The 24,822-nt window shown below is 37.6% G+C and carries 24 protein-coding genes; 14 read left to right on the forward strand and 10 right to left on the reverse strand.

Annotated features, from left to right (window positions below):
* The first annotated feature begins 37 nt into the window (after nucleotides 1-37).
* From QEN48_RS03370 to QEN48_RS03380, 3 genes are all read left to right on the forward strand, one after another.
* Nucleotides 38-544, forward strand: coding sequence for a tryptophan-rich sensory protein (locus QEN48_RS03370; protein WP_280108991.1), 507 nt, complete (start codon nucleotides 38-40; stop codon nucleotides 542-544).
* A gap of 65 nt (nucleotides 545-609) precedes the next feature.
* Nucleotides 610-2,148: an Ig-like domain-containing protein gene (locus QEN48_RS03375; RefSeq protein WP_280108992.1), complete on the forward strand. Its 1,539-nt coding sequence runs from the start codon at nucleotides 610-612 to the stop codon at nucleotides 2,146-2,148.
* Nucleotides 2,135-2,287 carry a hypothetical protein gene (locus tag QEN48_RS03380; protein ID WP_280108993.1) on the forward strand — a complete coding sequence of 51 codons (153 nt, stop codon included), beginning with the start codon at nucleotides 2,135-2,137 and terminating at the stop codon, nucleotides 2,285-2,287. Before QEN48_RS03375 ends, QEN48_RS03380 begins: the two co-directional genes overlap by 14 nt.
* 59 nt (nucleotides 2,288-2,346) lie before the next feature.
* Here the strand turns inward: QEN48_RS03380 and QEN48_RS03385 are convergent, their stop codons facing one another.
* Nucleotides 2,347-4,800 (reverse strand): heavy metal translocating P-type ATPase, encoded by a 2,454-nt coding sequence (locus QEN48_RS03385; protein WP_280108994.1) that lies wholly within the window; start codon nucleotides 4,798-4,800, stop codon nucleotides 2,347-2,349.
* A 314-nt stretch (nucleotides 4,801-5,114) separates the two neighbouring features.
* Here QEN48_RS03385 and QEN48_RS03390 point away from each other — a divergent pair, with 314 nt between their 5' ends.
* On the forward strand, nucleotides 5,115-5,615 hold the full coding sequence (locus QEN48_RS03390) for a type IV pilin N-terminal domain-containing protein (RefSeq protein ID WP_280108995.1): 501 nt from the start codon (nucleotides 5,115-5,117) through the stop codon (nucleotides 5,613-5,615).
* Between the two features lie 59 nt (nucleotides 5,616-5,674).
* Here the strand turns inward: QEN48_RS03390 and QEN48_RS03395 are convergent, their stop codons facing one another.
* Genes QEN48_RS03395 through QEN48_RS03405 form a run of 3 tightly spaced genes read right to left on the reverse strand, consistent with a single transcriptional unit; the run spans nucleotide 5,675 to nucleotide 7,646 of the window.
* Nucleotides 5,675-6,502 (reverse strand): molybdopterin synthase, encoded by an 828-nt coding sequence (locus QEN48_RS03395; protein ID WP_280108996.1) that lies wholly within the window; start codon nucleotides 6,500-6,502, stop codon nucleotides 5,675-5,677.
* Nucleotides 6,503-6,514: 12 nt separating this feature from the next.
* Nucleotides 6,515-7,132, reverse strand: a complete 618-nt coding sequence (locus QEN48_RS03400) for an orotate phosphoribosyltransferase-like protein (protein WP_280108997.1) — start codon at nucleotides 7,130-7,132, stop codon at nucleotides 6,515-6,517.
* A 16-nt stretch (nucleotides 7,133-7,148) separates the two neighbouring features.
* The gene (locus QEN48_RS03405; RefSeq protein ID WP_280108998.1) at nucleotides 7,149-7,646 is read right to left on the reverse strand and encodes a hypothetical protein; all 498 of its coding nucleotides are present in this window, start codon (nucleotides 7,644-7,646) and stop codon (nucleotides 7,149-7,151) included.
* Between the two features lie 261 nt (nucleotides 7,647-7,907).
* Here QEN48_RS03405 and QEN48_RS03410 point away from each other — a divergent pair, with 261 nt between their 5' ends.
* The 3 genes from QEN48_RS03410 (at nucleotide 7,908) to QEN48_RS03420 (ending at nucleotide 10,517) form a co-directional block, all read left to right on the forward strand.
* Complete coding sequence (locus QEN48_RS03410; RefSeq protein ID WP_347985127.1) at nucleotides 7,908-8,117, forward strand: histone family protein; 210 nt, start codon at nucleotides 7,908-7,910, stop codon at nucleotides 8,115-8,117.
* A gap of 254 nt (nucleotides 8,118-8,371) precedes the next feature.
* Nucleotides 8,372-9,724, forward strand: a complete 1,353-nt coding sequence (locus QEN48_RS03415; protein WP_280109000.1) for a PAS domain S-box protein — start codon at nucleotides 8,372-8,374, stop codon at nucleotides 9,722-9,724.
* Nucleotides 9,725-9,737: 13 nt separating this feature from the next.
* Nucleotides 9,738-10,517, forward strand: a complete 780-nt coding sequence (locus QEN48_RS03420) for a HAMP domain-containing sensor histidine kinase (protein WP_280109001.1) — start codon at nucleotides 9,738-9,740, stop codon at nucleotides 10,515-10,517.
* Nucleotides 10,518-10,522: 5 nt separating this feature from the next.
* Here the strand turns inward: QEN48_RS03420 and QEN48_RS03425 are convergent, their stop codons facing one another.
* Complete coding sequence (locus QEN48_RS03425) at nucleotides 10,523-11,134, reverse strand: hypothetical protein (RefSeq protein WP_280109002.1); 612 nt, start codon at nucleotides 11,132-11,134, stop codon at nucleotides 10,523-10,525.
* 163 nt (nucleotides 11,135-11,297) lie between these two features.
* Between QEN48_RS03425 and QEN48_RS03430 the strand changes: the two genes are divergently transcribed.
* From QEN48_RS03430 to msrB, 3 genes are all read left to right on the forward strand, one after another.
* Nucleotides 11,298-12,029 carry a HesA/MoeB/ThiF family protein gene (locus tag QEN48_RS03430; RefSeq protein WP_280109003.1) on the forward strand — a complete coding sequence of 244 codons (732 nt, stop codon included), beginning with the start codon at nucleotides 11,298-11,300 and terminating at the stop codon, nucleotides 12,027-12,029.
* Between the two features lie 334 nt (nucleotides 12,030-12,363).
* On the forward strand, nucleotides 12,364-12,954 hold the full coding sequence (msrA, locus tag QEN48_RS03435; protein WP_280109004.1) for a peptide-methionine (S)-S-oxide reductase MsrA: 591 nt from the start codon (nucleotides 12,364-12,366) through the stop codon (nucleotides 12,952-12,954).
* Nucleotides 12,947-13,363, forward strand: a complete 417-nt coding sequence (gene msrB / locus QEN48_RS03440; RefSeq protein ID WP_280109005.1) for a peptide-methionine (R)-S-oxide reductase MsrB — start codon at nucleotides 12,947-12,949, stop codon at nucleotides 13,361-13,363. Before msrA ends, msrB begins: the two co-directional genes overlap by 8 nt.
* A gap of 9 nt (nucleotides 13,364-13,372) precedes the next feature.
* Here msrB and QEN48_RS03445 read toward each other — a convergent pair whose 3' ends face one another.
* Both QEN48_RS03445 and QEN48_RS03450 read right to left on the reverse strand, forming a co-directional pair.
* Nucleotides 13,373-14,158 carry an alpha/beta hydrolase gene (locus tag QEN48_RS03445; RefSeq protein ID WP_280109006.1) on the reverse strand — a complete coding sequence of 262 codons (786 nt, stop codon included), beginning with the start codon at nucleotides 14,156-14,158 and terminating at the stop codon, nucleotides 13,373-13,375.
* Nucleotides 14,159-14,233: 75 nt separating this feature from the next.
* Nucleotides 14,234-15,925, reverse strand: coding sequence for a thiamine pyrophosphate-binding protein (locus QEN48_RS03450; RefSeq protein ID WP_280109007.1), 1,692 nt, complete (start codon nucleotides 15,923-15,925; stop codon nucleotides 14,234-14,236).
* 368 nt (nucleotides 15,926-16,293) lie between these two features.
* Between QEN48_RS03450 and QEN48_RS03455 the strand changes: the two genes are divergently transcribed.
* From QEN48_RS03455 to QEN48_RS03470, 4 genes are all read left to right on the forward strand, one after another.
* Nucleotides 16,294-17,490, forward strand: coding sequence for a pyridoxal-phosphate dependent enzyme (locus QEN48_RS03455; RefSeq protein WP_280109008.1), 1,197 nt, complete (start codon nucleotides 16,294-16,296; stop codon nucleotides 17,488-17,490).
* A complete protein-coding gene (gene comD, locus QEN48_RS03460; RefSeq protein WP_280109009.1) occupies nucleotides 17,487-18,584 on the forward strand; it encodes a sulfopyruvate decarboxylase subunit alpha in 1,098 nt (365 codons plus the stop codon). Before QEN48_RS03455 ends, comD begins: the two co-directional genes overlap by 4 nt.
* 129 nt (nucleotides 18,585-18,713) lie before the next feature.
* A complete protein-coding gene (locus QEN48_RS03465; protein ID WP_280109010.1) occupies nucleotides 18,714-19,943 on the forward strand; it encodes a methanogenesis marker 16 metalloprotein in 1,230 nt (409 codons plus the stop codon).
* Nucleotides 19,927-20,655, forward strand: coding sequence for a UPF0280 family protein (locus QEN48_RS03470; RefSeq protein ID WP_280109011.1), 729 nt, complete (start codon nucleotides 19,927-19,929; stop codon nucleotides 20,653-20,655). Before QEN48_RS03465 ends, QEN48_RS03470 begins: the two co-directional genes overlap by 17 nt.
* A 27-nt stretch (nucleotides 20,656-20,682) precedes the next feature.
* Here the strand turns inward: QEN48_RS03470 and QEN48_RS03475 are convergent, their stop codons facing one another.
* The 3 genes from QEN48_RS03475 to QEN48_RS03485 all read right to left on the reverse strand — a co-directional run bounded on the left by QEN48_RS03475 (nucleotide 20,683) and on the right by QEN48_RS03485 (nucleotide 24,794).
* Complete coding sequence (locus QEN48_RS03475; RefSeq protein ID WP_280109012.1) at nucleotides 20,683-21,366, reverse strand: phosphoadenylyl-sulfate reductase; 684 nt, start codon at nucleotides 21,364-21,366, stop codon at nucleotides 20,683-20,685.
* Between the two features lie 273 nt (nucleotides 21,367-21,639).
* Entirely contained in the window at nucleotides 21,640-24,192 is a 2,553-nt protein-coding gene (locus tag QEN48_RS03480) for a PAS domain-containing protein (RefSeq protein ID WP_280109013.1), read from the reverse strand.
* Between the two features lie 116 nt (nucleotides 24,193-24,308).
* Nucleotides 24,309-24,794, reverse strand: a complete 486-nt coding sequence (locus QEN48_RS03485) for a universal stress protein (protein WP_280109014.1) — start codon at nucleotides 24,792-24,794, stop codon at nucleotides 24,309-24,311.
* Nucleotides 24,795-24,822 lie beyond the last annotated feature (28 nt).

Genomic DNA, 24,822 nt, shown 5'->3' on the forward strand with positions numbered 1-24,822 from the left:
AAAACCATATTAAAGGCCATATAGAATATTAATATAAATGCCTAATAACATCCAGAAAATTAAGGAATTCCCTCAAAAACATCCAATACTATCATTAGTTACAGCAATAGTATTATGCGAATTAACCGGGATCTCAGGCAGTGTATTCACAGCCATGGGTTTAGAACCATGGTACCAAGAACTCACCAAGCCAGAGCTAACTCCACCAGGAAGCCTAATAAGCATAATCTGGATCATACTTTTCGCCCTAATGGGAATTGCAATCTGGCTAATATGGAAAAAAAGCACCCAACAAAATGTAAGAACCCCAGTCACACTATTTATAATCCAATTCATATTCAACATACTATGGTCCGCCATATTCTTCGGCCTACAATCACTCACCGGCGGCATGATAACCATAACAATACTATGGATAACAATCCTCCTAACAATAATCTCATTCTACCAAATCGACAAAAAAGCCGCAATACTAATGACCCCCTACATAATATGGGTCACAATAGCAGCAGCACTAAACCTAAGCCTCCTAATGCTAAACTAATAAACAAACATCTAACCACAACCCAATAAAACAAGACCTATAAATAAAAACCCATAGTTAAAAAAATGAAATTCCTATTGGATGAAAAAGGACAGGCCGAAATAATCGGCGTCATACTAATAATATCGATAATAGTCATAGCTTTCTCCCTCATCCAATCAGGAATGGTCCCCCAATGGAACCAAGAAACAGAATACAAACATTACCTAGAAGTAAACGACGACATGAAAAAACTATTTGGAGTAATGGAACGCGTATCAGCCCAAGGCCACACAGAATCAGCAGAAATAAAACTCGGAACAACCTACCAAGAAAGAGGCCCACTCATAAACCCACCACCAGCAACAGGAACCATACAAACCTACGACACAAACATAACAATAAACAACGCCATAGCCAAACAATCAGACGCCCAATGCAAATGGAACGGAACCGAAATAAAGTATAATAATAAGGGCTTGATGTACACACCCAACTACAACTACCAAGAAGGAACACCACCAATCCACATAGAACACTCCAACCTAATAATAGGATACGAAGAAAACCCAGAAATCACCAAACAAAACCTCATCGGCGACAACAAAATCAACATAATGAACCTAAAAGGAGACCACGAATCAAGCGGATACACACTAGAATCCCTAGGAATATACCCAAAATCAGCACCACCCAACACAGTAGCAATGGAATCAACAGAACAAGAAAACATAACAATAACCCTACAAACAAAAACACCACAAGCATACAACAACACACTAGAACAAAAAGACACAGTCTCAAACGTAACAATAAACGAACAAGAACAAGAAGTAACCATAACATTAACAGAAGGCACCTACTACTTCAAAACCACAGCACTATCCATAAACGAAGATACATCTCCAGACCCAGAATACATAATGACCTACGACCACGACCGCAACCACACACCACCAACAACAATCCAAGTCGAAGTCAGAGACCAATACAACAACCCACTACCAGGACAACAAGTAAACTTCAAAATCCATAGTATACAAAATGACGATCCTACTGGACAGCCGAATGATGACAAAGAAGACTATGTTACTATATATAATAATTGGACAGAAACTGATGAAAAAGGGATTGCAAAAACATTAGTCACAGTAGACACTGAAGAAATTGAAGATTCTGTAATATTCATCGAAGCCACAGCATATGGTGCAGACTGCCACACCAATTACAATAATATAATTATAGGAGACCCAGAATGGGAGGACATAGAAAAACCAGAACCACTAGACTGGATGCTAAATATAGAATCAATAGAATTTGAACCAAATGATAAATTTGAGATAATAGGTTTATGGCATGACAGAGATGAATCATTTAGTGGAGATACTTTAGTTGAGGTTGATGTAGCAATCGATGATGAAATATACACTACCTCTCTTGATGTTAGTGAATTTGATGAATTTGATGAATTTGAGGATGGTTGGGTAGAAGGTGAGGAGAATGGGCTTGATCGAGTTTTTGATCGTGAGGATGATTTTGGTGAAGAGGATATTAAGTTTAATAAAGGTCAAGTAGATTGGATTAAGGTAAGTATTGAAGAGACGAGTGTTATTGAAGAAATTTGAGGATGGTTGGGTAGAAGGTGAGGAGAATGGGCTTGATCGAGTTTTTGATTGCGAGGATGATTTTGGTGAATCGGATATTCAGTTTAAACGGATTCAAGTTATATTGAAGATATTAATGATTTTTTTTAAAAAAGAATAAAAACCTCATAATGATGAAAAGTTAACTTATAATTGACTTATAATTTTATGTGGTTTTAATTAGATTTTTGTGTTTTTTAGTGTGTTTGAGTTTAGTATGACTGATGCTGAGCTTGCGGCCATTGCTGCTGGTGCGAATACTGGGTGTAGTATTCCGATCATTGCTATTGGTATCATTGTTGTGTTGTAGGTGAGGGCCCACCAGAGGTTTTGTCTGATTTTTTGGAATGTTTTTTGTGATAGTGTGATTGCTTTTTCGACCCCTTCTAGTTGGCCTTTTATTAGAACTATGTCTCCTGCTTCTATTGCTATGTCTGTTCCGGTTCCGATTGCTATTCCGATGTCGGCTTGTGCTAGTGCTGGGGCGTCGTTTATTCCGTCTCCTACCATTGCGATTTTATTTTTTGTTTGTTTTTGTAGTTTCTGGATTTCGTGTTTTTTTTCGTCTGGCATTACTTCTGCGTGTATTTGGTTTATTCCTGCTTGTTTGGCAATTGCTTGTGCTGTTCGTTGATTGTCTCCTGTTATCATTTTTAGTTTGTAGCCTTTATTTTTTAGTTTTTGGAGTGTTTTTGGGGCGTCTGGTTTGAGTTTGTCGTAGATTGCTATTACTCCAATTATTTCGTTGTCTATTGCGGTTATTATGCCTGTTTTTCCTTGGTTTTCGAGTTTTTTGAGTGTTTTTTCTATTTCTTGTGGCTGTTTATCTATCTGTTCTTTTATTAGTGTTCTGTTTCCGACGATGATTTTCTGGTTGTTTTTTGTTGCGATAACGCCTTTTCCTTGTATTGACTGGAAGTCATCGGGTTCTAGTATCTCTATGTCTTTGTCTCTAGCTTTCTCTAGGATTGCTCTTGCTATTGTGTGTTCTGAACGTTTTTCTGCTATTGCTGCATATTTCAAGATTTCTTTTTTTGTGTTTTGTTTTGTTGGTTTGATGTCGGTTACTGACATTTTTCCTTCTGTTAGGGTTCCGGTTTTGTCGAATAGTATTGTGTCTACGTCTTTGAGTGTTTGTATTGCTTCTCCTTTTCGGATTAGGACTCCGTTTTCTGCTCCTTTTCCGCTTCCCACGATAAGGGCGGTTGGTGTTGCTAGTCCTAGGGCGCATGGGCAGGCGATTACGAGGGTTGCGATGGCTGCGTAGAGTGCTAACATAATGGGTGACATGGTTGTGTCAACCCAGAATAGGTATTGGTCTAGTGGTTCGGCTATGAACATTGCTTGTTGTGGGGCTAACAGCCAAACGAAGAAGGTTATTGTTGCCAGTAATAGTACGGCTGGTACGAAATATCGGGTTATTTTGTCGGCGAATTCTTGTATTGGTACTTTCTTGGATTGGGCTTCTTTAACCATTTCTATTACTTGTGAGAGGAATGTGTCTTCCCCTACCTTGGTTGCCTCTATCTCCAGATAGCCGTCTTGGTTGACTGTGGAGCCGATGACTTCGTCTCCTGGTTTTTTTGTTACGGGCATTGATTCACCGGTAGCCATCGATTCATCAACAGATCCCTCTCCCTCAACAACAACACCATCAACAGGTATTTTATCACCAGGCCTAACGGCAACCCTATCACCAACCTCCACTTGGCTCACAGACACCTCTTCTTCCCCATCACTGGTTATTAGGTTTGCAGTTTCTGGCTCTAGCTCCATTAATCCACGGATTGCTTCGGAAGCACGTCCTTTAGCTTTAGCTTCAACCCACCTACCGGTTAGATGAAAAGCCATTATCATACTCGCTATTGGAGTGAAATTAAGGACTGTGGCTCCTAAAAAAATTAAGGGACCAGTAATAAAGGCTGCATAAGAACCCATAGCTATTAAAAAATCCATATTAGGATTCAAGTTACCTATACTCTTTAAAGCCTGAATATTAGTCTGGTAGCCAGCATATAACAATACTGGTAAGGTTAGAATGATAACTCCAGCGTTATAGATCTGTGTGGTGGGCCATGCGATTCCATAAAACATCTCTGGAACCATCCAGACCATTATTGGTATGGTGAATGCCCAAGCGATAACCATTTTCTTCCAGCTGTTTTGGACATCGTAGGTGAACTTACCGCCTTCCCTGCTTACTTGATACCCAGTTTTTCTAATTGTTTCAACAAAATCTTTTTCAGAAATAACTTCTTGATTATACTCGATAACAGCGGTCTCAGCAGCTAGGTTGACACTGGCGTTAGAAACACCTTCAAGCTTATTAAGTTCACGCTCAATCTTCTGAGCACATGAACTACAAGTCATCCCCTCAATACCCAAACGAACACTACTAACACCACCAACCCCTTGATACCCAACCACCTCATAACCACCACTCTCAATCACATCCAACAAATCCCTTAAATCAACCTTATCTTGATTAAACTTAATATAAGCAGACTCCGACATCAAGTTAACTTCAGCCTCTAAAACACCACCAACCTCCGACAGCGAACGCTCAATACCCTCAGCACACGAACTACAACTCATACCACCAACCTCAACCTCAACCTCTCTAACATCACTCATAAAAACACCCTAAAAACCACTACAATAAAAAATAGTTCATCAAACTAAATAAACCAACAACCCTAACAAAAAAAATACACCAACCAAATAAAAACAGCTAAAAACCAAAATAAAACCCAGAATAACTAAATAACTTACAAACAAATATGAACACACCTTGTTTTACGGAAACTTTAAAAACCAAGCCTTACATAAAAAAACTAGTGTACTTAAATGGAAATACAAAGAACCACTTCAGATTAACGATTTATAGGGACTTAATCAATAAACATTCGTATAGATAAACAAAAAACCCTTAAAAAAGAGGTAATAAAATGGATTTAAATAAAATAAAAGCTGACATGAAGAAAGAAGACGGAGTCAGCCCCGTCATAGGCGTCATACTAATGGTCGCCATAGTAGTACTACTAGCAGCAATAGTAGCAGCATTCGTATTCGGAGTCGTCACAATACCAGAACCAACACCACAAGCATCAACAACAATCGAAGAAGCAACATGGGATGGAGATGAAGAGCTTAATGTAACGTTATTACATCAATCAGGAAGCTCACTTGACGCCCAGGACACGCAAGTAATAATAACAAACCTAGATAACACAAGCCAAACAAACACGACAACAATTAGTGATTGGGATGTAGACAATGAATGGTCGACAGGAGAAAGAATTAGCATGACTTTCGAAGCAAGCGATTTCAAAGATAACAATGGAAATAGTTGGAACGATGATGGTGTTAGTGAGATTGAGGTTCGTTTAGTTGATGAGCCTTCTGGTGGTACGATCAGTGTGATGACTTCTTCGGTAACTGAACTATAATTGGCGTGTTGTTGGAGTAGTTTGGTTTAGTTTGGGAGGTTTTTTCTCCTAACTTTTTTTTATTTTTTTTGTTTTTTGTTGTGTACCCAGGTTTCGCCTTCTATTGTGATTTCTTTTTTCCAGATTGGGGCTTTTTGTTTTATGAGGTTTATTCCGTCTTCGACTGCTTTGAATAGTTGTTGTCTGTGTGTTGCTGCGGCTACTACGTAGACTATGTCTTGTCCTACGTTTATTTCTCCGTCTTGGTGGTGTATTCGGGCGTCTATTATTCCTTCTCTGTTTTTTAGTTGTTGTTCGATTTCTTTGATTGTTTTTTGGAATGCGCCTTCGTATTTTTCGAAGTATAGTTTTTTTACTTTTGTGTTGTTGTTTATGCCTCTTACGACTCCTGTGAATGATCCGATTGCTCCGGCTTTGTTGAAGTCTGGGTGGTTTTTTATTTGGTTTATGAGGTCTGTTAGGTTTGGTTTGGTTGGGTGTTCTGGTGCGTTTTTGATTGCGTTTATTGTTTTTTGGATGTTGTTTTCTTTTTTGTTTAGTGTTAGGAGTATTGGTTTTTTGCATTTTTTGGCTGTTTTTTGTCCTATGACTATTTTTGGGAGGTTTGATTGTTTGTATCCTTCTATTAGTACTATGTCCATGTCTTTTAGTTGGTTTAGGCTGTTTTTTAGTGGGTTTTGGGTGTGGGTGATTGTGTAGAGTTTGTTGTTGGTTGCGGCGATTACTTTTTCTGCGTTTTCGCTGAGTTTTTGTGTGTCTTTGTTTGGTGTGTCGAATTGGTGTAGGTGTTTGATGACTCCTATTTTTCCGGGTAGTTTTTTGGTTAGTTTTTTTATTAGGGTTGTTTTTCCTGAGTTGGAGTTTCCGACTATTGCTATTGCTTTCATTTTTATCATCTCTTAGTCTACTCTTCCGACTCTGAGTAGTGATCTTACGGGGACTCCGTTTATGTTTCGTATTCCTTTTTTGTCTAGTAGTATTGCTGCTGCTTTTGGGTCGGCTCCACTTGCTTCTAGTGAGTTTATTGTTTCTCTCATTGTTGTTCCGGTTGTTATTATGTCGTCGATTATTATGCATTTTTTACCGCTTGGGTCGGAGAAGTTGGGGCTTATTACTCCTTTTTTATGTTTGGAGTCTTTGTCTCCTGGTTCCCATCTTTGTTTTCTTGGTAGTATTACGGCTATTTCTGCGTCGTAGTGTTCTGCTATTGGGTAGGCTAGGGGTATTCCGCTTACCGCTATTCCGACTATTACTTCAACTTCTTCTTCATCTACTATTTCATTTATTAGGTCGCACATGGCGATTGAGATTGATCGGAGGCGTTTTGAGCTTTTTCCGATTTCATCCCATTCTATAAAGAAGTCTTTTGGAGCTGTTGTTTTTTCATCCATTGCCCCTCGGTTTATTAACCATTTTGCGGTTTTTTTAGATACATTAAGTTCGTCAGCGATACTTCCGGTTTTCAAGCCTTTTTCTTTCAGTTTCCGGGCCTTATCTACAAGTTCCTCAAGACTCATACTGCATCAATATTTCCTAGTCATCAACAATATCTTTTCGCCTTAATATCCTTTCCTCTAAATCTGATCCGCAGACTGGACAGTCAACATATGTTTTAGAGCTATATTGACGTTTACAGCCAATGCATCTTAATCCCCAAACAACCTCTTCATCGATTTCTTTTTGTTGCACCCCTCTATAAGGTATATCAAGTTTCTTAGCTATGTTTTGAATTGAATAGTCATCTGATACCATTACGGGTTTATTTCCTTCTCGCTTTAGCCTATGCGCCAACCCAACCAACTTAATATCGGTTTTTGAAAGCCGTCCAAAATCCCCTGTTTCCTTAGATACCTGCTCTACATAATCAATATCTTTTTTCACCACATCACTAATGGAGTACATCCTACCTAAATTATATCTCGAGACCTTATCTCTCACTTCCTCAACAACCTCCTTGATTGTGATAACATCACCCTCCGGTAGGTCTCCAACAATAAACACAGAGGTATCTACAACAAAAACCCTAGACATCAAACAAAAAATACATCCCAAAACCCATTAAATACATACCAAAAACCAACCCTAACCAACTAACTACACTATCTATAGGGGGTGATGGATGAATGAAAAACCATTTAATGAAAGGAGGTAGTGTTTTCTAGAAATTTGATTTCAGGTTTCTAAACACGAAAAATATACCAATTACCCAGTATTATTGAATAAGAAGAATAAACCCCATCATAAAACGAAAATTATTTATCTATGTCCTGTTAAATCAAATATAGAGGTAAAATTATGACTGAACTACCATTAGCACCAGTTGATAGGATTATTAGGAATGGGGGAGCAGAAAGAGTAAGTGAAGAGGCAAGAGAAGCATTAGCAGAAGTCCTCGAGAAACACGGAGTAGAAGTATCCAAAGAAGCAGTAAAACTCGCAGAACACGCAAACCGAAAGACAGTGAAAGCAGAAGACATCAAACTAGCTTCCGACAGACTATAAAAAAATCAAAAAAGATTGGTACACCCCCCACCCCATACGGGTGGGGAACCAAATACCAACAAAAACCACAACAAACCAATAATTAATTAATTAATTCAAAAAAACCTAATTCTCAACCAACCCACAATTTCTTTAGCTAATTTTTTAGTTGTATTCTTAGTTTTATTTTTAGTAGTTTTATTTTTAGTTGTCTTTTTGGTATCCAATCGGTTATTATTTAAATCTTTTTTTGTATATCTAGAATTAGGTGTTTGATGATTTTGGATAACGGTATAGAGGTCTTGGTTGTTGATGATGATCGATCTTTTCTTAGTTTAACTCAGACGTATTTGGAGCGTGAGGATGAACGACTTGAGGTTGATAGTGTCTGTAGTGGATATAAGGCTTTAGATGTTTTCGGTGATTATGATTGTTTGGTTTCGGATTATCAGATGCCTGATATAGATGGTTTGGAGTTGTTAAATCGGGTTCGCAATGAATTTAACTCGGATATTCCATTTATTATGTTTACTGGTAAGGGTCGTGAGGAGGTTGCTATGGATGCCCTTAACTTGGGGGCGGACCGATATCTGCAGAAAGGAGGAGACCCTAAAACTCAGTTCATGGAGCTTGCTCATACAATCACATCAACTACTAAGGAAAGGTTTATGGAGAAACGTTTAGAGCTTGAGAAGAAACGGGCTGAGAAATATTTTGAAACCGCTCAAGTCATAATGGTTGTAATTGACTTAGAGGGAGAGGTTGTTCAAGCTAACCAAAAGGCATGTGAGGTATTAGGTTATTCAAAAAAAGAGTTAATTGGCTTAAATTGGATAGAGAACTTCATTCCTCAATATCTTCAGGAAATAGCTCGTGAAAAACACCTTAGTTTTCTAAAAACAGGTGAAAAAGACTTCAATATAAAATCACCTATAATAACTCGAGATGGGGAGGAACGAGTTATTTCTTGGCGGAACTCAACGATTGAAGATGAAGAAGGCAAGGCTATAGCTAGTTTGAACGCGGGGGTTGATGTAACCGATGATTTGTCGAGGCAGAGAGAGCTTAAAGAAAAGACCTGGATGTTAGAAGGTATGTTGGATGGGATAACCGATATAGTTTGGTTCCAACTCCCTAACCATGAAACAATTAAAATAAATAAAAAAGGCCTGAAACAAATAGATGTCAGTTATAACGAAGCGATTGGAGAGAAATGTTATAAAATACTTGGTAGACAATCTTTGTGTCCTGAATGTCCGGTGGAGAAATCGATTCAGAGTAAGAGTAAAGAGGTGGTGAAGAAGTATATACCGGAGATTGACCGGCATCTGGAGGTTGTAGCAACACCTATACTCAATGAAGAAAATGAGGTTGAGTTTGTTGTTGAACATTTGAAGGATCTTTCTAACATAAGGGAACTGGCTAAAAGACACCGGCTTATAAAGTATTCTGTGGACCAAGCAGCTATAGAAATCTATTGGATGAATCCTGAAGGAAAATTCATCTATGCAAACAATGTGGTTCGTGATAAATTAGGGTATAGTCCAAAGGAACTTAAAGAGATGTATGTTTGGGATGTTGATCCAGAGTTCCCCAAAAAATGGAGAGAAAAACTGGATATCGCTTAAAAAAAAGGGATCTATGACATTTGAATCTATACACGAAATAAAAAACGGAGAGCAATATCCAGTTCAGGTAACAAGTCACTATCTTGAACATGAAGGCACGGAATATGAATTGGCTTTTGCCAAAGATATCACTGAACAAAAAACAAAACAAAAAAGAGAAAGATTCTTACATAGATTACTTAGACATGATATATCCAATAAATGCCAGATAATACAGGGATATATACAGTTAATCAATAAACCAAAGATACCTAAAGAAGATCGTGAACTTCTTGAAAAAATAGAGAAAGCCTCTAAAGAACAAAGAAGGATAATAGAGAAAGTTAGAACACTTAAAGAGATCTCTGAAGAAGAACCTAAACCAATCGATGTAAACAAAATAATCAAGGAATCGGTACAAGAGAACAGAAACCAAGCACAGAAACAAGACATAGAAATAAAAAATAGATCCTATGAAGAACCAACAAAAGCCCTTGCAGGCAAACTACTCAAAGAAATATTAGACAACATAATCACCAATGCAATCCGACACGCAGAATGTAAAAAAATAGAAGTAAAAACAAAGAACCAAGAACAAAAAACAAAGATAATAATCCAAGACGATGGAGAGGGAATACCGGATGAACAAAAACCTAAAGTATTCAAAAAAGGCTACAAAAAAGGAAAAAACAAAGGAACCGGTCTCGGCCTACATCTAGCCAAAAAAATCGCAGAAGCCTATAATGGTGAAATCAAACTAAAAAACTCCAAACTGGGTGGAGCAAGGTTTGAAATAATCCTACAGAAACCATAACCCGACTATAGAATCAATGTTAAATAGATTATTAGGCCTGCGATTACCGGTACAAATACATTGTCGTTTATTTTTATTGCATCAACTCCTTCAAGAAACATAGCTATTAAGGCACCAAGTAATGCGGGTAATGGAGCTACGAACACCATTGCTCCTAAACCACCAAATATTCCTCCAACGAGGTTTCCATCAACCATTTTATCCTTACTGAATGGATGTTTTATTTTCCCGTAACACCGGCCGTAAACATGTGAAATTGAGTCACCGAAAGCTAAAACCATTATTGAGGCCAGAGCAACATCCCATGGAAACAAGACAACAACTAGGAATGCCCCGAATAAACCCAGTATAGCTCCCCTACCAGGAAAAACCTGCTTTGCTTCCGGGCGTTCAAACCTCTTTACCAGACGGCTGAAAAACGGTATCTTTGTATATTTTAAGCCAATAGATATGGCCAACCCAACCAACAAGAAAAATAGTATGCCACCGGCATCAGCTCCTAAAAAATCTAGTTTAGTTAATTCCCCGAAAAACTCAAAAAAACCTATATACAAAGATAAAACCATCAATAAACCCAAAACAACATGAATAAACTGTCTTTTAATCTCAAAAATCATAAAAAACCCTCACATAAATCTACTGTAAACAGAGATATGTTTACATCCCTAAAAACAAATCCCTGAAACAAATCAAGTTTCTTTAGAAACCATAGATCTTCGGGGTTTATAGGTGTTTTTTTGGGGAACTTATCATATTGTTTAACGAGTATTTAACGTATTGATGACTTTATCTAACTTTGAATTGGATAGGTATAGCCGTCAGTTGTTGATTTTTGGTGAAGAAGGTCAGGAAGTTCTTAAGGACCTTAGTGTTGTGGTTGGCGGTGTTGGTGGTTTAGGCAGTGTTTCAACGATTTTTTTAGCTAGGTTGGGTGTAGGCCATCTAAAGATAGTGGATTCAGATCTGGTTAGTGTTAGCAATCTTAACCGACAGGCTTTGTATGATGATGTTGATGTTGGTGAACCTAAAACTGAGATTGCTGTTGAGAAATTGAATGAAATGAACCCTGGTGTTGAGGTTGAGGGTGTTCAGACAGAAATAACAGAAGAAAATGTTAGTGATCTATTAAGAGAGGCGGATTGTTTCGTTGATGGCTTTGATAACATGGAGGCTAGATACGTAGTTAATGAAGAGTGTGTTGAAAGAGATATACCGTTTTTCCATGCCTCTTGCAGTGGCCTGGAGGGTAGAATAACTACAATAGTTCCAGGAAAAACAGCCTGCCTCAACTGCTTATACCAAGGCAAAGACACTATGGATAGTGGTCCAATACCTGTCGCCGGATTCACTCCAGCTAAACTAGCAGTAATGCAGGTTGAACAACTAACACGTTATTTCCTTGACATGGATGGCGTTCTGATGGATAGACTAGCTATCTTCCCAAAACAAAAAATGATACCCGATGAAATAGAGATCAGTCGAAACGTAAACTGCGATGTCTGTGGAAACTGACCACCAGGGAGTTGGCTCTATCTTAATCGTTTAGAATACATCTTTACTAAATCAAGTATTTAGGTATTTGAGGGTTTATTTAGAGAGACTGTCTCATTGACATCATCTTCTCCCTGAAGAGAAAGAGGTCTTAGGGCCTGAGTTAAGATAAAAAACCAGTTCTATGTCAATTGAGGTTGTGGTTAGAGTCTTAAAAAAACATTAAATGGCTGTTTGTTTGGCTTGAAAGATTTAGGTAACCACTATCCAGAGAGTTTTTTTGTGTCTGGTTTTGTGTGTTTGTGTGTATTGTTATGTTGTTGGAGGGGTATATTATATTGTAGGGTGGTTTGAGTTGTTTAATGGTTTTTTAAGTTGTTTGTTTGTTGGTTTTTTGGGTAGTGGTTCTCGTAAAAAGGCTGTTGGTTTGTTTGAGCGGTTTGAGGAGTCTGGTTATAGTAAGGCTACTTTTGCTGGTGGTTGTTTTTGGGGTTTGGAGAAGGCTTTTGAAGAACTTGATGGGGTGGTTGAGGCGATTAGTGGTTATAGTGGTGGTGAGACAGATGACCCTAGTTATGGTGAGGTTTGTACTGGTGAGACGGGTCATTTTGAAGCTGTTAGGGTGTATTATGAATCGGATGAGATTGGTTATTTAGATTTGTTAGAAGTTTTTTGGAGTCATATTGCACCTGGTTTTCCTGGGCCAAGTGATGTTGGTAATCTCTCTCAATATACTACGGCTGTTTTTTATCACGATGAAACTCAGAAGGAGTTGGCTATTAAGAGTAGGGATGGTTTGGTTGAGGAGGGAAGTAGGGTTGGAACTTTGATACGTCCGGTTGAGAAGTTTTATCCTGCTGAGGAGTATCATCAGGATTATTATACAAGGGGTGGTTCTGGTGATGTTGGTTGTTATGTTCCGGGGAAGGATGATCAAGATGGATAAGGATGAATTGAAGGAAAAACTCAGTGATTTGGAGTATCATGTAACTCAGGAAGGCGGTACTGAACCTGCATTTGACAATGAGTATTATGATTTGGAGGATGAGGGGATTTATGTTGATGTGGTGAGTGGGGAACCATTGTTCAGTAGTAAAGGGAAGTTTAAGTCTGGGACTGGTTGGCCAAGTTTCTATAAACCACTAGAGCCGGATAACTTAGTTTATAGGGAGGAGATGGATGGCCGTATTGAGGTTTTGAGTCGTGAAGCAGGGTCACATCTAGGGCATGTATTTAATGATGGACCAAGCCCGACTGGTAAAAGGTATTGTATGAACTCTGCAGCCCTTGAATTTATATCGAAGGATAGGTTGGGGGAGGAAGGATATAAGGAGTATGAAAAACTTTTTGAATAACAATCTTTTTTATTTTTTTGTGTTTTTTAGGAAGTTTTTTATTGTTTTATTGAATTCTTTGGGGTTGTCTTGGTTTGCTATGTGGCCTGCGTTTTTTATTTTTTTGTATTGGGTATTTGGTTGTTTATTGTGCCATTCTTTCATTTGTTTTTGGATGAATTTTAGGTCTTGGTCTCCATGGATTAATTGGATTGGTTTGTTTATTGGTTTTGGGATTCCGGTTAAGACTGTGTTTTGAATTTCTTCAGAGATGTTTATTAATTGTTTTTTACCGGTTTCGTTAAGTGTTTTCTCGATGTATCTTTGTGTTGTTGGTTTATTAGCCAGCTCTGATTTAGCCGATTGTTTAAGTATTTTCCATGGTGTTATTTTGCTTGCTTGTGAATGTATTTTGAATAAAGCTGTGGTATATTCATCTAATCCGTGGTATAGTGAGGGACTGCCTAACACGATTAGTTTTTTTACTGTCTCTGGGTATTTGTTTGTGTAGTGTTGTGTTATTAGGCCTCCGATTGATTGGCCTATTAGTGAGATCTGTTTTTGTTGGATTTCATCAAGTATTTTTTTGATTATCTCTGTTGTTTCGTTTAGGTTGAACTGTCGGTTTTTGTATGACCTGCCATGTCCTGGTAGGTCTAAGACGGTTAGATAATGGTTTTTCTTTAGTTCTTTGATTTGCGGTTTCCAGGTTTGGTGGTTTAGCCCCACTCCATGTATTAGGAGTATTGCTGGTTTTTGGGGTTGGCCAACAGTTTTGTAGTATATCTCTCCTTTTTTTGTTTCTATTTTGTTCATCTATATTTCCTGGTTTTTTTGTTTTATCTTTAAAGCAGGTCTTAAGTCCTCTTTTTATTTAGAGAGGCGGTCGCTTCAGGGGTCGTATACTTCTATTTCGATTAATGTATTTTTTGTTGTGTTTATTGCTTTTTCAAGGTCTTTTTTTAGTTTGTTTTTATTTTGGTTTTGATGTGTTTTGAAGTTGTGGCTTTCCGCGTTTTTTGGTATGTTGTTGTGTTTTGTTATGTGGAGTGGTTTGCTTCCTTTTTGTTTTAGGATGTCGGCGTTTCTTAATATTTTGTAGCCTTGGTTGTTTATTACGATTATTGTGATTCCTTTTTTTAGGTATCGTTGTGCTGTGTAGAGTGTTTGTGGGTAGTACATGTAGGAGCCGTCGCCTATGTATCCTATTACTTTTCGGTTGTTGCCTGTTGTTTGTTCTGCTATTGCTGCTCCTACTGTTGCTGGTAATCCATATCCCAGGCCTCCGCTTTTAATCCCGAGTAGTTGGCCGTGGCCGATGGGTAGTTCGCATCTTAATATGAATCCGGCTGTCACTCCTTCGTCGACAACTACTTTATCTTGAGTTATCTGTTTTAGTTTTTGTACTAACTCTAGTTTTGTAGGCCTCTTTTTGTGTGGGTCGGTTGGATGGTTTTTTTGTTTTTTTTCGTTGAGTTCTTGTTTTGTTTTCTCTATTTTTTGTTTTCTTTTGTTGAGTTCTTGTTTTGTGAAACTGTTTTTTGTTTTTTCAACCAGTTTTTTGAGTGTTTTCTCGATGTCTCCGTTTAATGCTGTGTCGCAGCTGTAGTTTTTTCCTAGTTCGTGTGGGTTGTGTCCGATTTGTATTATCTTTGTTTCTTGGGGTATGAGGGGTGTTTGGTAGTCGTAGAATGGTACGTTTGTTGTGCAGCCGATCATGAGTATTGTGTCTACGTTTAGTAGTGGTTTGATGTTTTCGGCTTTTGTTGGTAGTAGTGAGACGCAGTTTTCGTTTTCGATTGGGTATGATCTTTCTGACATCAATACTTCGCCGTGTACTCTTGCTCCGATGTTGTTTGCTAGTTCTCCAACGAGTTGGACTGATTTTTGGTTGGTTCGGGCGATTTGGTCTCCAACTATCATTACTGGTTCTTTTGAGTCATTTATTATTTTGATGGTTTTCTCGAGTTGGTTTTTTGGTGGTGTGCCGGGTTTGGGTATTTCTCCGAGTGGTAGTGGTTTTTCCTTGGTTTTTGTTTTCTGTATGTTCCAGGGTATATCTATATATACGGGGCCTGTTGGTGGTGTTAATGCTTTTCTAGCTGCTTTTCTTGTCACTTCTGGAATTTCAGTTGGGTCTGTTATTTTTGTATTATATTTTGTGTATTTTTCTACAAAATGGCATCTGTCTCCGCTGAGTGATGGCTCCCTTTTTTCGTGTCGTGGTGCTTGGCTTCCGCTTGTTAGTATGATGGGGGTTCCGGCGTAATATGCGCCATATAGGTTCCCAATGCCGTGGGCAATTCCAGGTGTTGTATGTAGGTTTACGAGTGTCAGAGGAGTGGTTTCTGGGTTTTTTTGGCTATGATATCGCATCATGCTTGAGTAACCGCTGGCGGCTCCAACTGCGATATCTTCGTGTAAGGCCATTATGTATTTTATTTTTGATTTTTCGATTGCGTCTATTATTGGGAGTTCGGTTGTTCCAGGGTTTCCAAATGCGTGTTGCACTCCATATTTCTCTAGGATTTTGATAAAGAGTTCTGCTGTTGTCATTTCTTTTTTTATGGAAGATGGACTCATCTATAGCAACTCATAATGAATATAAGAAATAGAAGGGATTTATATTTGGTGAATTTTTTTGGTTATCTCGGTATTAGCAGGTTTTTTGTTTTTGTTTTTTAGGGGTGGTTTGTTTGGTGTTGGGGTTGGGGCCTCTACCCCCTGGTTGTGGGGGTTTTGTAGGTAGATGAGGCCAAAAAACCTATAAAAACTTCTTTATATAAAACAATTTCCCTTGAAAACCTGTTTTTGGTCCACCTAAAAAACCTTATAGAGATTGGTGATATCCCTGGAAAATTGAGCATCAATTCTTGATATGTCTTGATTTTGTTGTTATTAGGAGATTTTTTGTTTTTTAAGGAAGAATTTTTTCTGTTTGGTGAAATTAAATGACTGATTTTGATTTAAAATGTCCAGAATGTAACTCATTTTTTAAAACAGATAGATTTAGTTTTAACTGTCCAGATAACTGTGATTCGTTATCTAACACCGTTTATCAAGGTTTTAATGTTGTTGAAGAAGAGGGAATTTGGCGGTACTTACCGATGCTTCCGGTTGATAAATCAAATAATTATAATAAAACTCCGGTGTTTTTGGAGAACCAGCGTTTCAATGAACTGGTTGGTGGGGAAGTGGTTATAGCTTTCCATGGCTATCATCCTGAAGTAGGTGCTGATCTTGATACCTGTACGTTTAAAGAGATAGAAGCGGTCTGTTCTCTACGTTACGCTATGGAACAGGGATCGGATTTGGCATTAGCGTCGGTTGGAAACACAGCAAACGCTTTTCTCCGATATACCCATCTAGAGGACATCACTACATATATATTCGTTCCTGAAAAAACCCATATAGATCTTTTTTGTGTAGAAAAAAGTGATAACGCCAAACTAGTTGTAATAGAGGACGCCAGCTACAGTGACGCCCAAGAGATAGCAAACCAGTTTTGTAGTAGACCGGATGTATCTTATGACGGAGGAGGCCGCAACATAGCCAGACGTGATTCATTATCAACACTCGCATACCAATACTATGAAAGATACAACAACCTACCAGACCATTATTTCCAGCCAATTGGAAGTGGTACAGGCGCAATAGCGTTTTACACCGGAAGCAAACGCCTAAATGATGTGGGGGTTGTGAATAAAATTCCTAAAATACATATAGCTCAAAACAATCCATTTACACCAGTAGTTGATGCTTGGAATCAGGGAACTCGAAAACTACCAACATATGACTACAACCCATTGGATCGAACATATGCAAAAGTATTGACAAACAAAAACCCACTTTACTCAACAACCGGCGGCCTATACGACATACTTAAATCAACAGGGGGTTCGGCTACAACAGCAACAAAACGGGAAGCAGAGAAAGCTGGAGAGAAATTCAATGAAATATTCAACATCGACCTATACCCAGCTGCCGAGGTAGGAGTGGCATCACTTATGAAGAAAAAATTGGACGGCAAGATATTGCTTAACATAACTGGAGCAGGGAGAAAAAAACTTAAAAAAGACCTCAATCCAACAACACCAAAACCTGACTACATAATTAACGATAAATCTGGATTAGAGGAGATAAAATGACTGAAGAAAAACTTGTTGAAGCAATCGAAAACGCTGGCGCAGACGTCATGCTGAACCTCCCATGTGGAAGGATAAAAAACTTAATAGAGATAGGTAAAAAAAGAATTGAAAACATCGATATATACAGAGAAGAGGAAGGGATCGGAATCTCCGCCGGCCTATGGATGGCTGGAAAAAAACCTATAATGTTGATACAGGGCTCAGGAATCGGAAACTCAATAAACGCATTACTAAGCCTAACAAAATGCTACGAAATACCACTCCCACTATTAATAAGTTGGCGAGGAGTCTACGATGAAAAAATAGAAGCTCAAAAACCATTAGGCAAGAGATTACCACGCCTACTCAAAGCAATGGACATACCCTACAAACTATACAACGGAAAAAACCACCAAGAAATCAGGGAACACATCGAACAAGCATACAAAAACAATGAAGTGCACGCAGTACTACTACGCCCAGATATATGGAGCAAAAGCCCAGACAACCAATTCACACGCCCTAAAACACCAGCCAAACAAAAAACATACAGCGAAATAAACCCCCAAAAAACCAGATACCAGATATTAAACCAAATTAAAGAAGCCCTAAAAAACAACCTGGTTGTCTCAAACATCGGAATACCAAGCAGAGAACTCTACCACATCCAAGACCAACCCACAAACTTCTACATGCTCGGCAGCCTCGGCCTAGCCACACCAATCGGCATAGGACTAACAAAAACAAACCGAAAAACAATCGTCATAGATGGAGACGGCTCCATACTAATGAACCCAACATCACTGTTCACAGCAGCAAACCAAAACACCAAAAACCTAAAAATACTAGCAATCGACAACGCAAGCTACGGAAGCACAGGATGTCAAAAAACAACAACAAAAGCAGACCTACAAATGCTCGCCGAATCCGCTGGACTACAAACAACCAGAACCAACAACCCCCAAAAAATAAAAAAACAAATAAAAAAAGAAGGAAAAAAATTCATACACATACCAGTACAACCAGGAAACAAAAAAACACCAATAATCCCATACAACGCAAAACAAATCAAAAAAAGATTCATGTCAAACATCCAAAACCCAAAAACCCAATAAAACACCATAAATAATAAACCACATAAACATAACTCATAAAAAAAATTTTCTAACCATATAATACTTATTAAACCCCAAAAAACCTATTTTAACCCATAAAAACAACGAAATATAGTTGGAGAGGTATTTTTGAAAGATATAAATGAAATAAATAAAAAAATAGAAGAAAAAGAAGCAACCGTCTACTCTGCAAGAGAATTTAAACAAAAAATCAAGAAAAATGAAATTACAGACCCCAGTGAAGTAGATGTTGTAACAACCGCAACCCTCGGATTAATGTCAGGAACCACCGCACTATTATCAATACCTATCTCCCAAGAAGGTGTTTTCAGAAAAGCCAAAAAAACTTGGTTAAACGGGGTTCCAGCAACACCAGGCCCATGTCCAAACGAAAACCTAGGTCTGGTCGAAACAATTGTAAACGGAACCGCACAATCACTTGAAAACCCAGAATACGGAGGAGGCCATCTACTAAGAGATATCGCAGAAGGAAAAGAAATAGAAGTCGAAGTAGAATCGATTGAAGGAGATAGATACAGAAACACCGTAACCAAAAAAGACCTAGATTTCGCCCAAATAATAACATCTCGAATTGCATTTAAAAACTACATGGCCTTCTTGAACAAACAAAACGACACTGTAAAATCTATTTTTTCAGTTGATGGATTAAAAGGACCATATAAAGAAATATCCGTATCCGGTTGTGGTGAAATAAATCCACTAGAAAACGATCCAGAACTAAAAACAATAAACGTTGGTAAAAAAGTCCTGTTAAACGGAGCAACCGGCTACATAATGGGAGAAGGAACAAGAAGCACGCCACAAAAACCAAACCTCCAGTTATTCGGCGATCTAAAAGAAATGAACCCAACATATATGGGTGGGTTCAAGACATCTGGAGGACCTGAATGCATACAAGGAGTCGCCGTACCTATACCAGTACTCAATGAAGAGATATTCAACAACCTAAAAATAACAGACCAACAAACAAAACTCCCAATCGGCGAAATCCACGACAGAAAACCATTCACACACGACAACTACGCATCTGTATGGAAAAAAACCGACCTAACAGTGATCTACAACCCCGACATTTGTAAATGCAGCCAATGCATCGTAGAAGAAAAATGTCCAACCAACGCATTCACACCAAAAGATGGAATAGATAGAACCAAATGCTTCAACTGTGGATACTGCATCGGCAAATGTAAAGAAAACGCCTTCCAAGGAAACCTAGGCACAATCAATGTAGAAAACAAAGAAGTACCAATAAAACTTAGACAATCAAACCGAAACAAAGCAGAAAAAATGGCAATAGAACTTAAAAAAAGAATACAAAAAAATGAATTCAAACTATAAAATCCAACAAACCAACAAAAAATGGAGTAAAGGCCCAACAAAACTATCTATAAAAACAAAAAACCCAAAAACAACCCAAAAAATCATAAAAAAAGCAAAAACAACCCAAAAACAAATAAAAAACCATATAAAACAAAACCCCGAATTCAAGACATCAATGAAGCCATTAAAACTAGATGAAGAAAACTATACAGGCCCAATAAAAATGATGATCGAAGCCTCAAACAAAACAGGTGTCGGACCACTAGCAGCAGTAGCCGGGACAATCTCCCATAACTCAGGCAAAAACATAAATGAACCAATCCTAATAGACAACGGCGGCGACATATACCTACAGGGAACAAAAAAATACAACATAGCAATATACGCAGGCCAATCACCCCTATCAAACAAAATCTCAATAAAAACAGAACCAAAAAACGGATTAGGAATCTGCACAAGCGCAGGAACCGTAGGCCACTCACTAAGTCTAGGAAAAGCCGACGCAGTAACCACAATATCCAGAAACACAGCAACCGCCGACGCCGCAGCCACAGCAATAGCAAACCACGTCAACCACCCCGACACAGAAAAAGCAATAAAAAACGGATTAAACAAAGCCGACGACCTAAAACCCAACATACAGGGAGCCATAATCATAAAAAAAGACAAAATAGGTACAACAGGAAAAATACCAGAAATAAACCTACTGAAAAATAAACAAAAAAAGTAGATTTTTAGAACTATATAGATAAAAAAGTTATATAGAAGTGGTGTGGATCCCACACTCAGTTTTCTCTACATCCCGCCATCTTCCAGCCCGCTCCGATTCACTCTGGTTTTCCGGCAATGTTGTACAGTTTTCACATCCAAGCGAACGATATCCCTTTTTATATGCCTTATTAACAGGTATGTTATGTATAGCTGTATACCTCCAAACATCTAGCTCGGTAAAATCTTTAATAGGATTAACCTTAACAGTATCTTTATCAAACTCAATATACTGGGAATCCCGCCTTGTATCCGATTCAGTCACCCTCAAACCGGTTATCCAAGCATCATAACCATTTAAAGCCTTCTTAGTAGCCTCAACCTTAACTTCACCACAACAAACAGAAACATCTTCAAAAGCTCTCTCTGGTTGAACAAAATTAAACTCACGATAATTAACGTCGTATTTATCTAAAACAATATCCCTAAGCTCTAAAGTCTCATCAAACTCACTATCACTCAAAACACTAAAAACATCAGGCCTGTCAACAACCCTCAAAGCCAGATGCATAGTAACCATACTGTCTTTACCAAAACTATTAGCAATAGTTACTTCACCAAACCTATTATAACAATATTCAATAACTTTAAGGGCCCTATCAACCTTTTGACTAAGTGTATCCACTTCCCCACTTAAACCAAGTTCTTCAACCAAATTAATTGATTTAGACAAAATTACAAACCTCCAATAACACAATATATCAATCTAACAATTTATTTCAATCCATCATATCGATACTTAAAGCAACAACCTATACTTTCAATTATTGAAACTAACACTAAAAACCTATCCAAACCAAAAAAAACCAACACCAAAATAAAAACCAACTAAACAAACCCAACCAAAACCTAATAAAATAATTTATATAAAACAACCAATCTATTTTATACCTAGTTTTTAAGTGTTTTCGATAGGCCTATATGTTTTTTGAGGTTTATTTTGTTGTTAATTATGTTTTTTGAGTTTTATTTTGAATTGGACTCCACCTAAATCTGATTTTTTGCATTTTATTGATCCATCGTGGTTTTCAATGATCTTTTTAGTTATGTACAACCCAAGGCCGGTTCCTTCTCCTTTGCTATAGCCTTGGTTGAATATTTTATTTCTTTTTTCTTCAGCAATTCCTTCACCATCGTCTTCTATTGTTATCGTGCAGCCGTCTTCTCTTTTTTCTGTTGTTATTTTTATTTTTTGGCATTCTGAGTGGCGTATTGAGTTTTCGATTATGTTGTAGATTGCTTGTTTTAGTAATGACCCGCCTTCAACCTTACATCCTTGTGTTTTTTTCTTTATCTCTATGTCTTTTCTTTCTGCTTGGTTTTTTATTTCTCTAATTACTTCGTTTAATAGTTTTTCTAGTTCAATTTCTTGTTTTTCGGAGGTATTTTCAAGTTCTATTATTGTCTTAACTTTCTCTATGATTTCGCTTGATTCTTCTATTGATTTAATGGCTTTCTCTAGATGTTTTTTATTTTCTGTGGGGATTTTTTCTTTTTCGATTAGTTGTAGGTATCCTTTAGCGACCTGGTTTTTGTTTTTTACATCGTGTCTAAGTAAGCTGTATAGAAATTCCTCTCTTTTCTCCATCTCTTTAAGTTTCGTAATATCTTTGTATTGCCATAGATGTCCGTTTTTTATATTTTTTCCTTCCTCTTTGATTGGTATGTAGTCTCTTAAGAGTATACGGCCATCTTTTAACGTTATTTCTTCTCCTTTCCTTTTTTTATTGTTTTCTATGAGTTTTTCAATACCTTCTATAAACTTATTTGGATCATTAAACTGGTTTTTAGCTTTTTCTGCAATTTTTTGACAATCTTCTCCTATTAATAGGGATTTTTTTGGTATGTTGAATATTCGACATAACTCTTTGTTGGCGTATATTATTTCTCTATCCATGTTTTCGAATAGAATACCGACCTCTTGTTCTTCCATCAATGTTTTTAGACGGGATAGGGTTTTCTCTAGCTCTATTTCTTTATTTTTCATCTCTGTAACGTCATGGGAGGTTCCTAAAATCAAATCAACACTACCTTCTTTTATTATTGGAGTAAGTTTAGTTACTGCGTATACATCTCTATCAGGCAGTTCTACACGCTCTTCATAAGTAATTGTGTTTTTAGTTTCAAGACATTCACGGTATCTTTCCTCAAGTTTTTCTCCAATTTTTTCTCCAAAAACATCGGTCGGCGTTTTACCTTTAACCTCGGTTGTTTTCTTCCCAATTAACTGTTCTTCATAAGGATTAAGTCGCTTAAACCTGAATTCATTGTTTTTAACTTCCACTAAAAAAATACTGGTCTCTACGTTGTTAAAAACGGTTTCATATTCCTTAGATAGTTTTTTTATCTTTTCTTCATACTCGACCCTATCTGTGACGTCTCTTAAGTGTTCGATAATGAACTCTACCTCATTATCCTCATTTAAAACCGGATTAGCTGTTACTGAAAGATATTTATCGAATTCAGGTTGATATTTATCGATTTTAGTTATCTCTTTCTCTTCAATGGCCTGATTGGTTGGACAAATACGACATGGGCCCTCTCTACCCAATAATTCATAACATTTCTTGCCTTTAACTTCCTCTGGAGAAATTCCGAGAGCTTCATATCCTTTTTGGTTGTATCTAATTATAGTGTGATCAGGTAATTGGAAACCGATTATGTCCTGTACGCCGTCTAACATACCCTCCAACATCCTGGTTTTCTCCTCAATTTCCCTCTCCCTCTCCAACCTCTCGGTAACATCGATTCCCGAACCAAAACTCCCAATAATACTATTTTCATCATTTTTCAATGGTGAAATCCGCCATGAAACCACCTTTTCAACACCATTATCTACAACCAAAGGTATCTCAATCGATAGGTCTTTCTCACCATCTAAAACCCGGTTATGGATCTCTAAAGCAGTTTGCTTTTCTCTATCACCTATGTAGTTAAACCAGTTGTCTCCTATTAAATCGTCTTTATCCGTTTTTAATAACTCACTTGCCTTTTTGTTGGCATCAAGTATAACTCCGTTTTCATCTATAGCGACCATGAGAACTCTAGCGGTCTCGAAATATTTCTCAGCCCTTTTTTCTTCCTTCTTTAACTTTTTTTCAGTTTGTTTTTTATCAATTGCTTCTTTTATTGCGTGTTTTAGCTCCATGAACTGGGTTTTAGGATCTCCTCCTTTCTGCAGATATCTATCCGCCCCTAAGTTAAGGGCATCCATAGCAACCTCCTCACGACCCTTACCAGTAAACATAATAAAAGGTATGTCACTACCAATTTCCTCTCTAACCTCCTTCAATAACTCCAAACCATCTATACCAGGCATCTGATAATCCGAAACCAAACAATCATAACCACTAAAAACGTCTAAGGCCTTTCTAGGGTCAGAAACAGTATCAATTGATAGTTCTTCGTCATTAAGATAGATAGAGGTCAACTCTAAAAACGATTCGTCATCATCAACCAACAAAACCCGATATCCAGTATCTTCAAATTGACTTACCATATAAACCACACCAATAACCTATCTAACCCAAAAACTAAACTATATAAACCAATCTATTAAAATAAACACATATTTTTTTAATCAAATAATATAGAGAATGGTTATAGAGATTTTTCTTAATATGTGTCGACTACAAATACCGGGAGGGTTGAGCACTTTAATACTTTTTCCGTTGTGCTTCCAAGAATTAACCGATCAATACTGCCCTCACCATGACTACCCATAACAATTATATCTATATCGTTATCTTCCGCATACTTAATAATTTCTTTACTTGGTTTCCCAGCCCTAACACTCTGAACAACCTCTAAACCACGTTCTCTAGCTTTATCAACTATTTTCATAGTTGGTTTTTTCAACTTTTTCTCAGTTTCACTATCACTAGGCATCTTCCCAGCCTTCAAATCCTCAACAACCTTCTGACTCACAACAGTACCATCAGAAATCTGAACGCCTCCCCTCATCACAGGTGGCATAACCCTATGAACAACATAAAGCACATGAATTTCACTATCAAACTTCTCTGCAACATTAAAAGCATGTTCACAAGCAATAAGACCTGCTTCACTCCCATCAGTAGGAACAAGAATCTTCTTATACATCTATCTCTCAACCCTTAAAAATATAATA

This window comes from Methanonatronarchaeum sp. AMET-Sl, from assembly GCF_029854155.1.
In the GTDB taxonomy this organism is placed as follows: domain Archaea; phylum Halobacteriota; class Methanonatronarchaeia; order Methanonatronarchaeales; family Methanonatronarchaeaceae; genus Methanonatronarchaeum.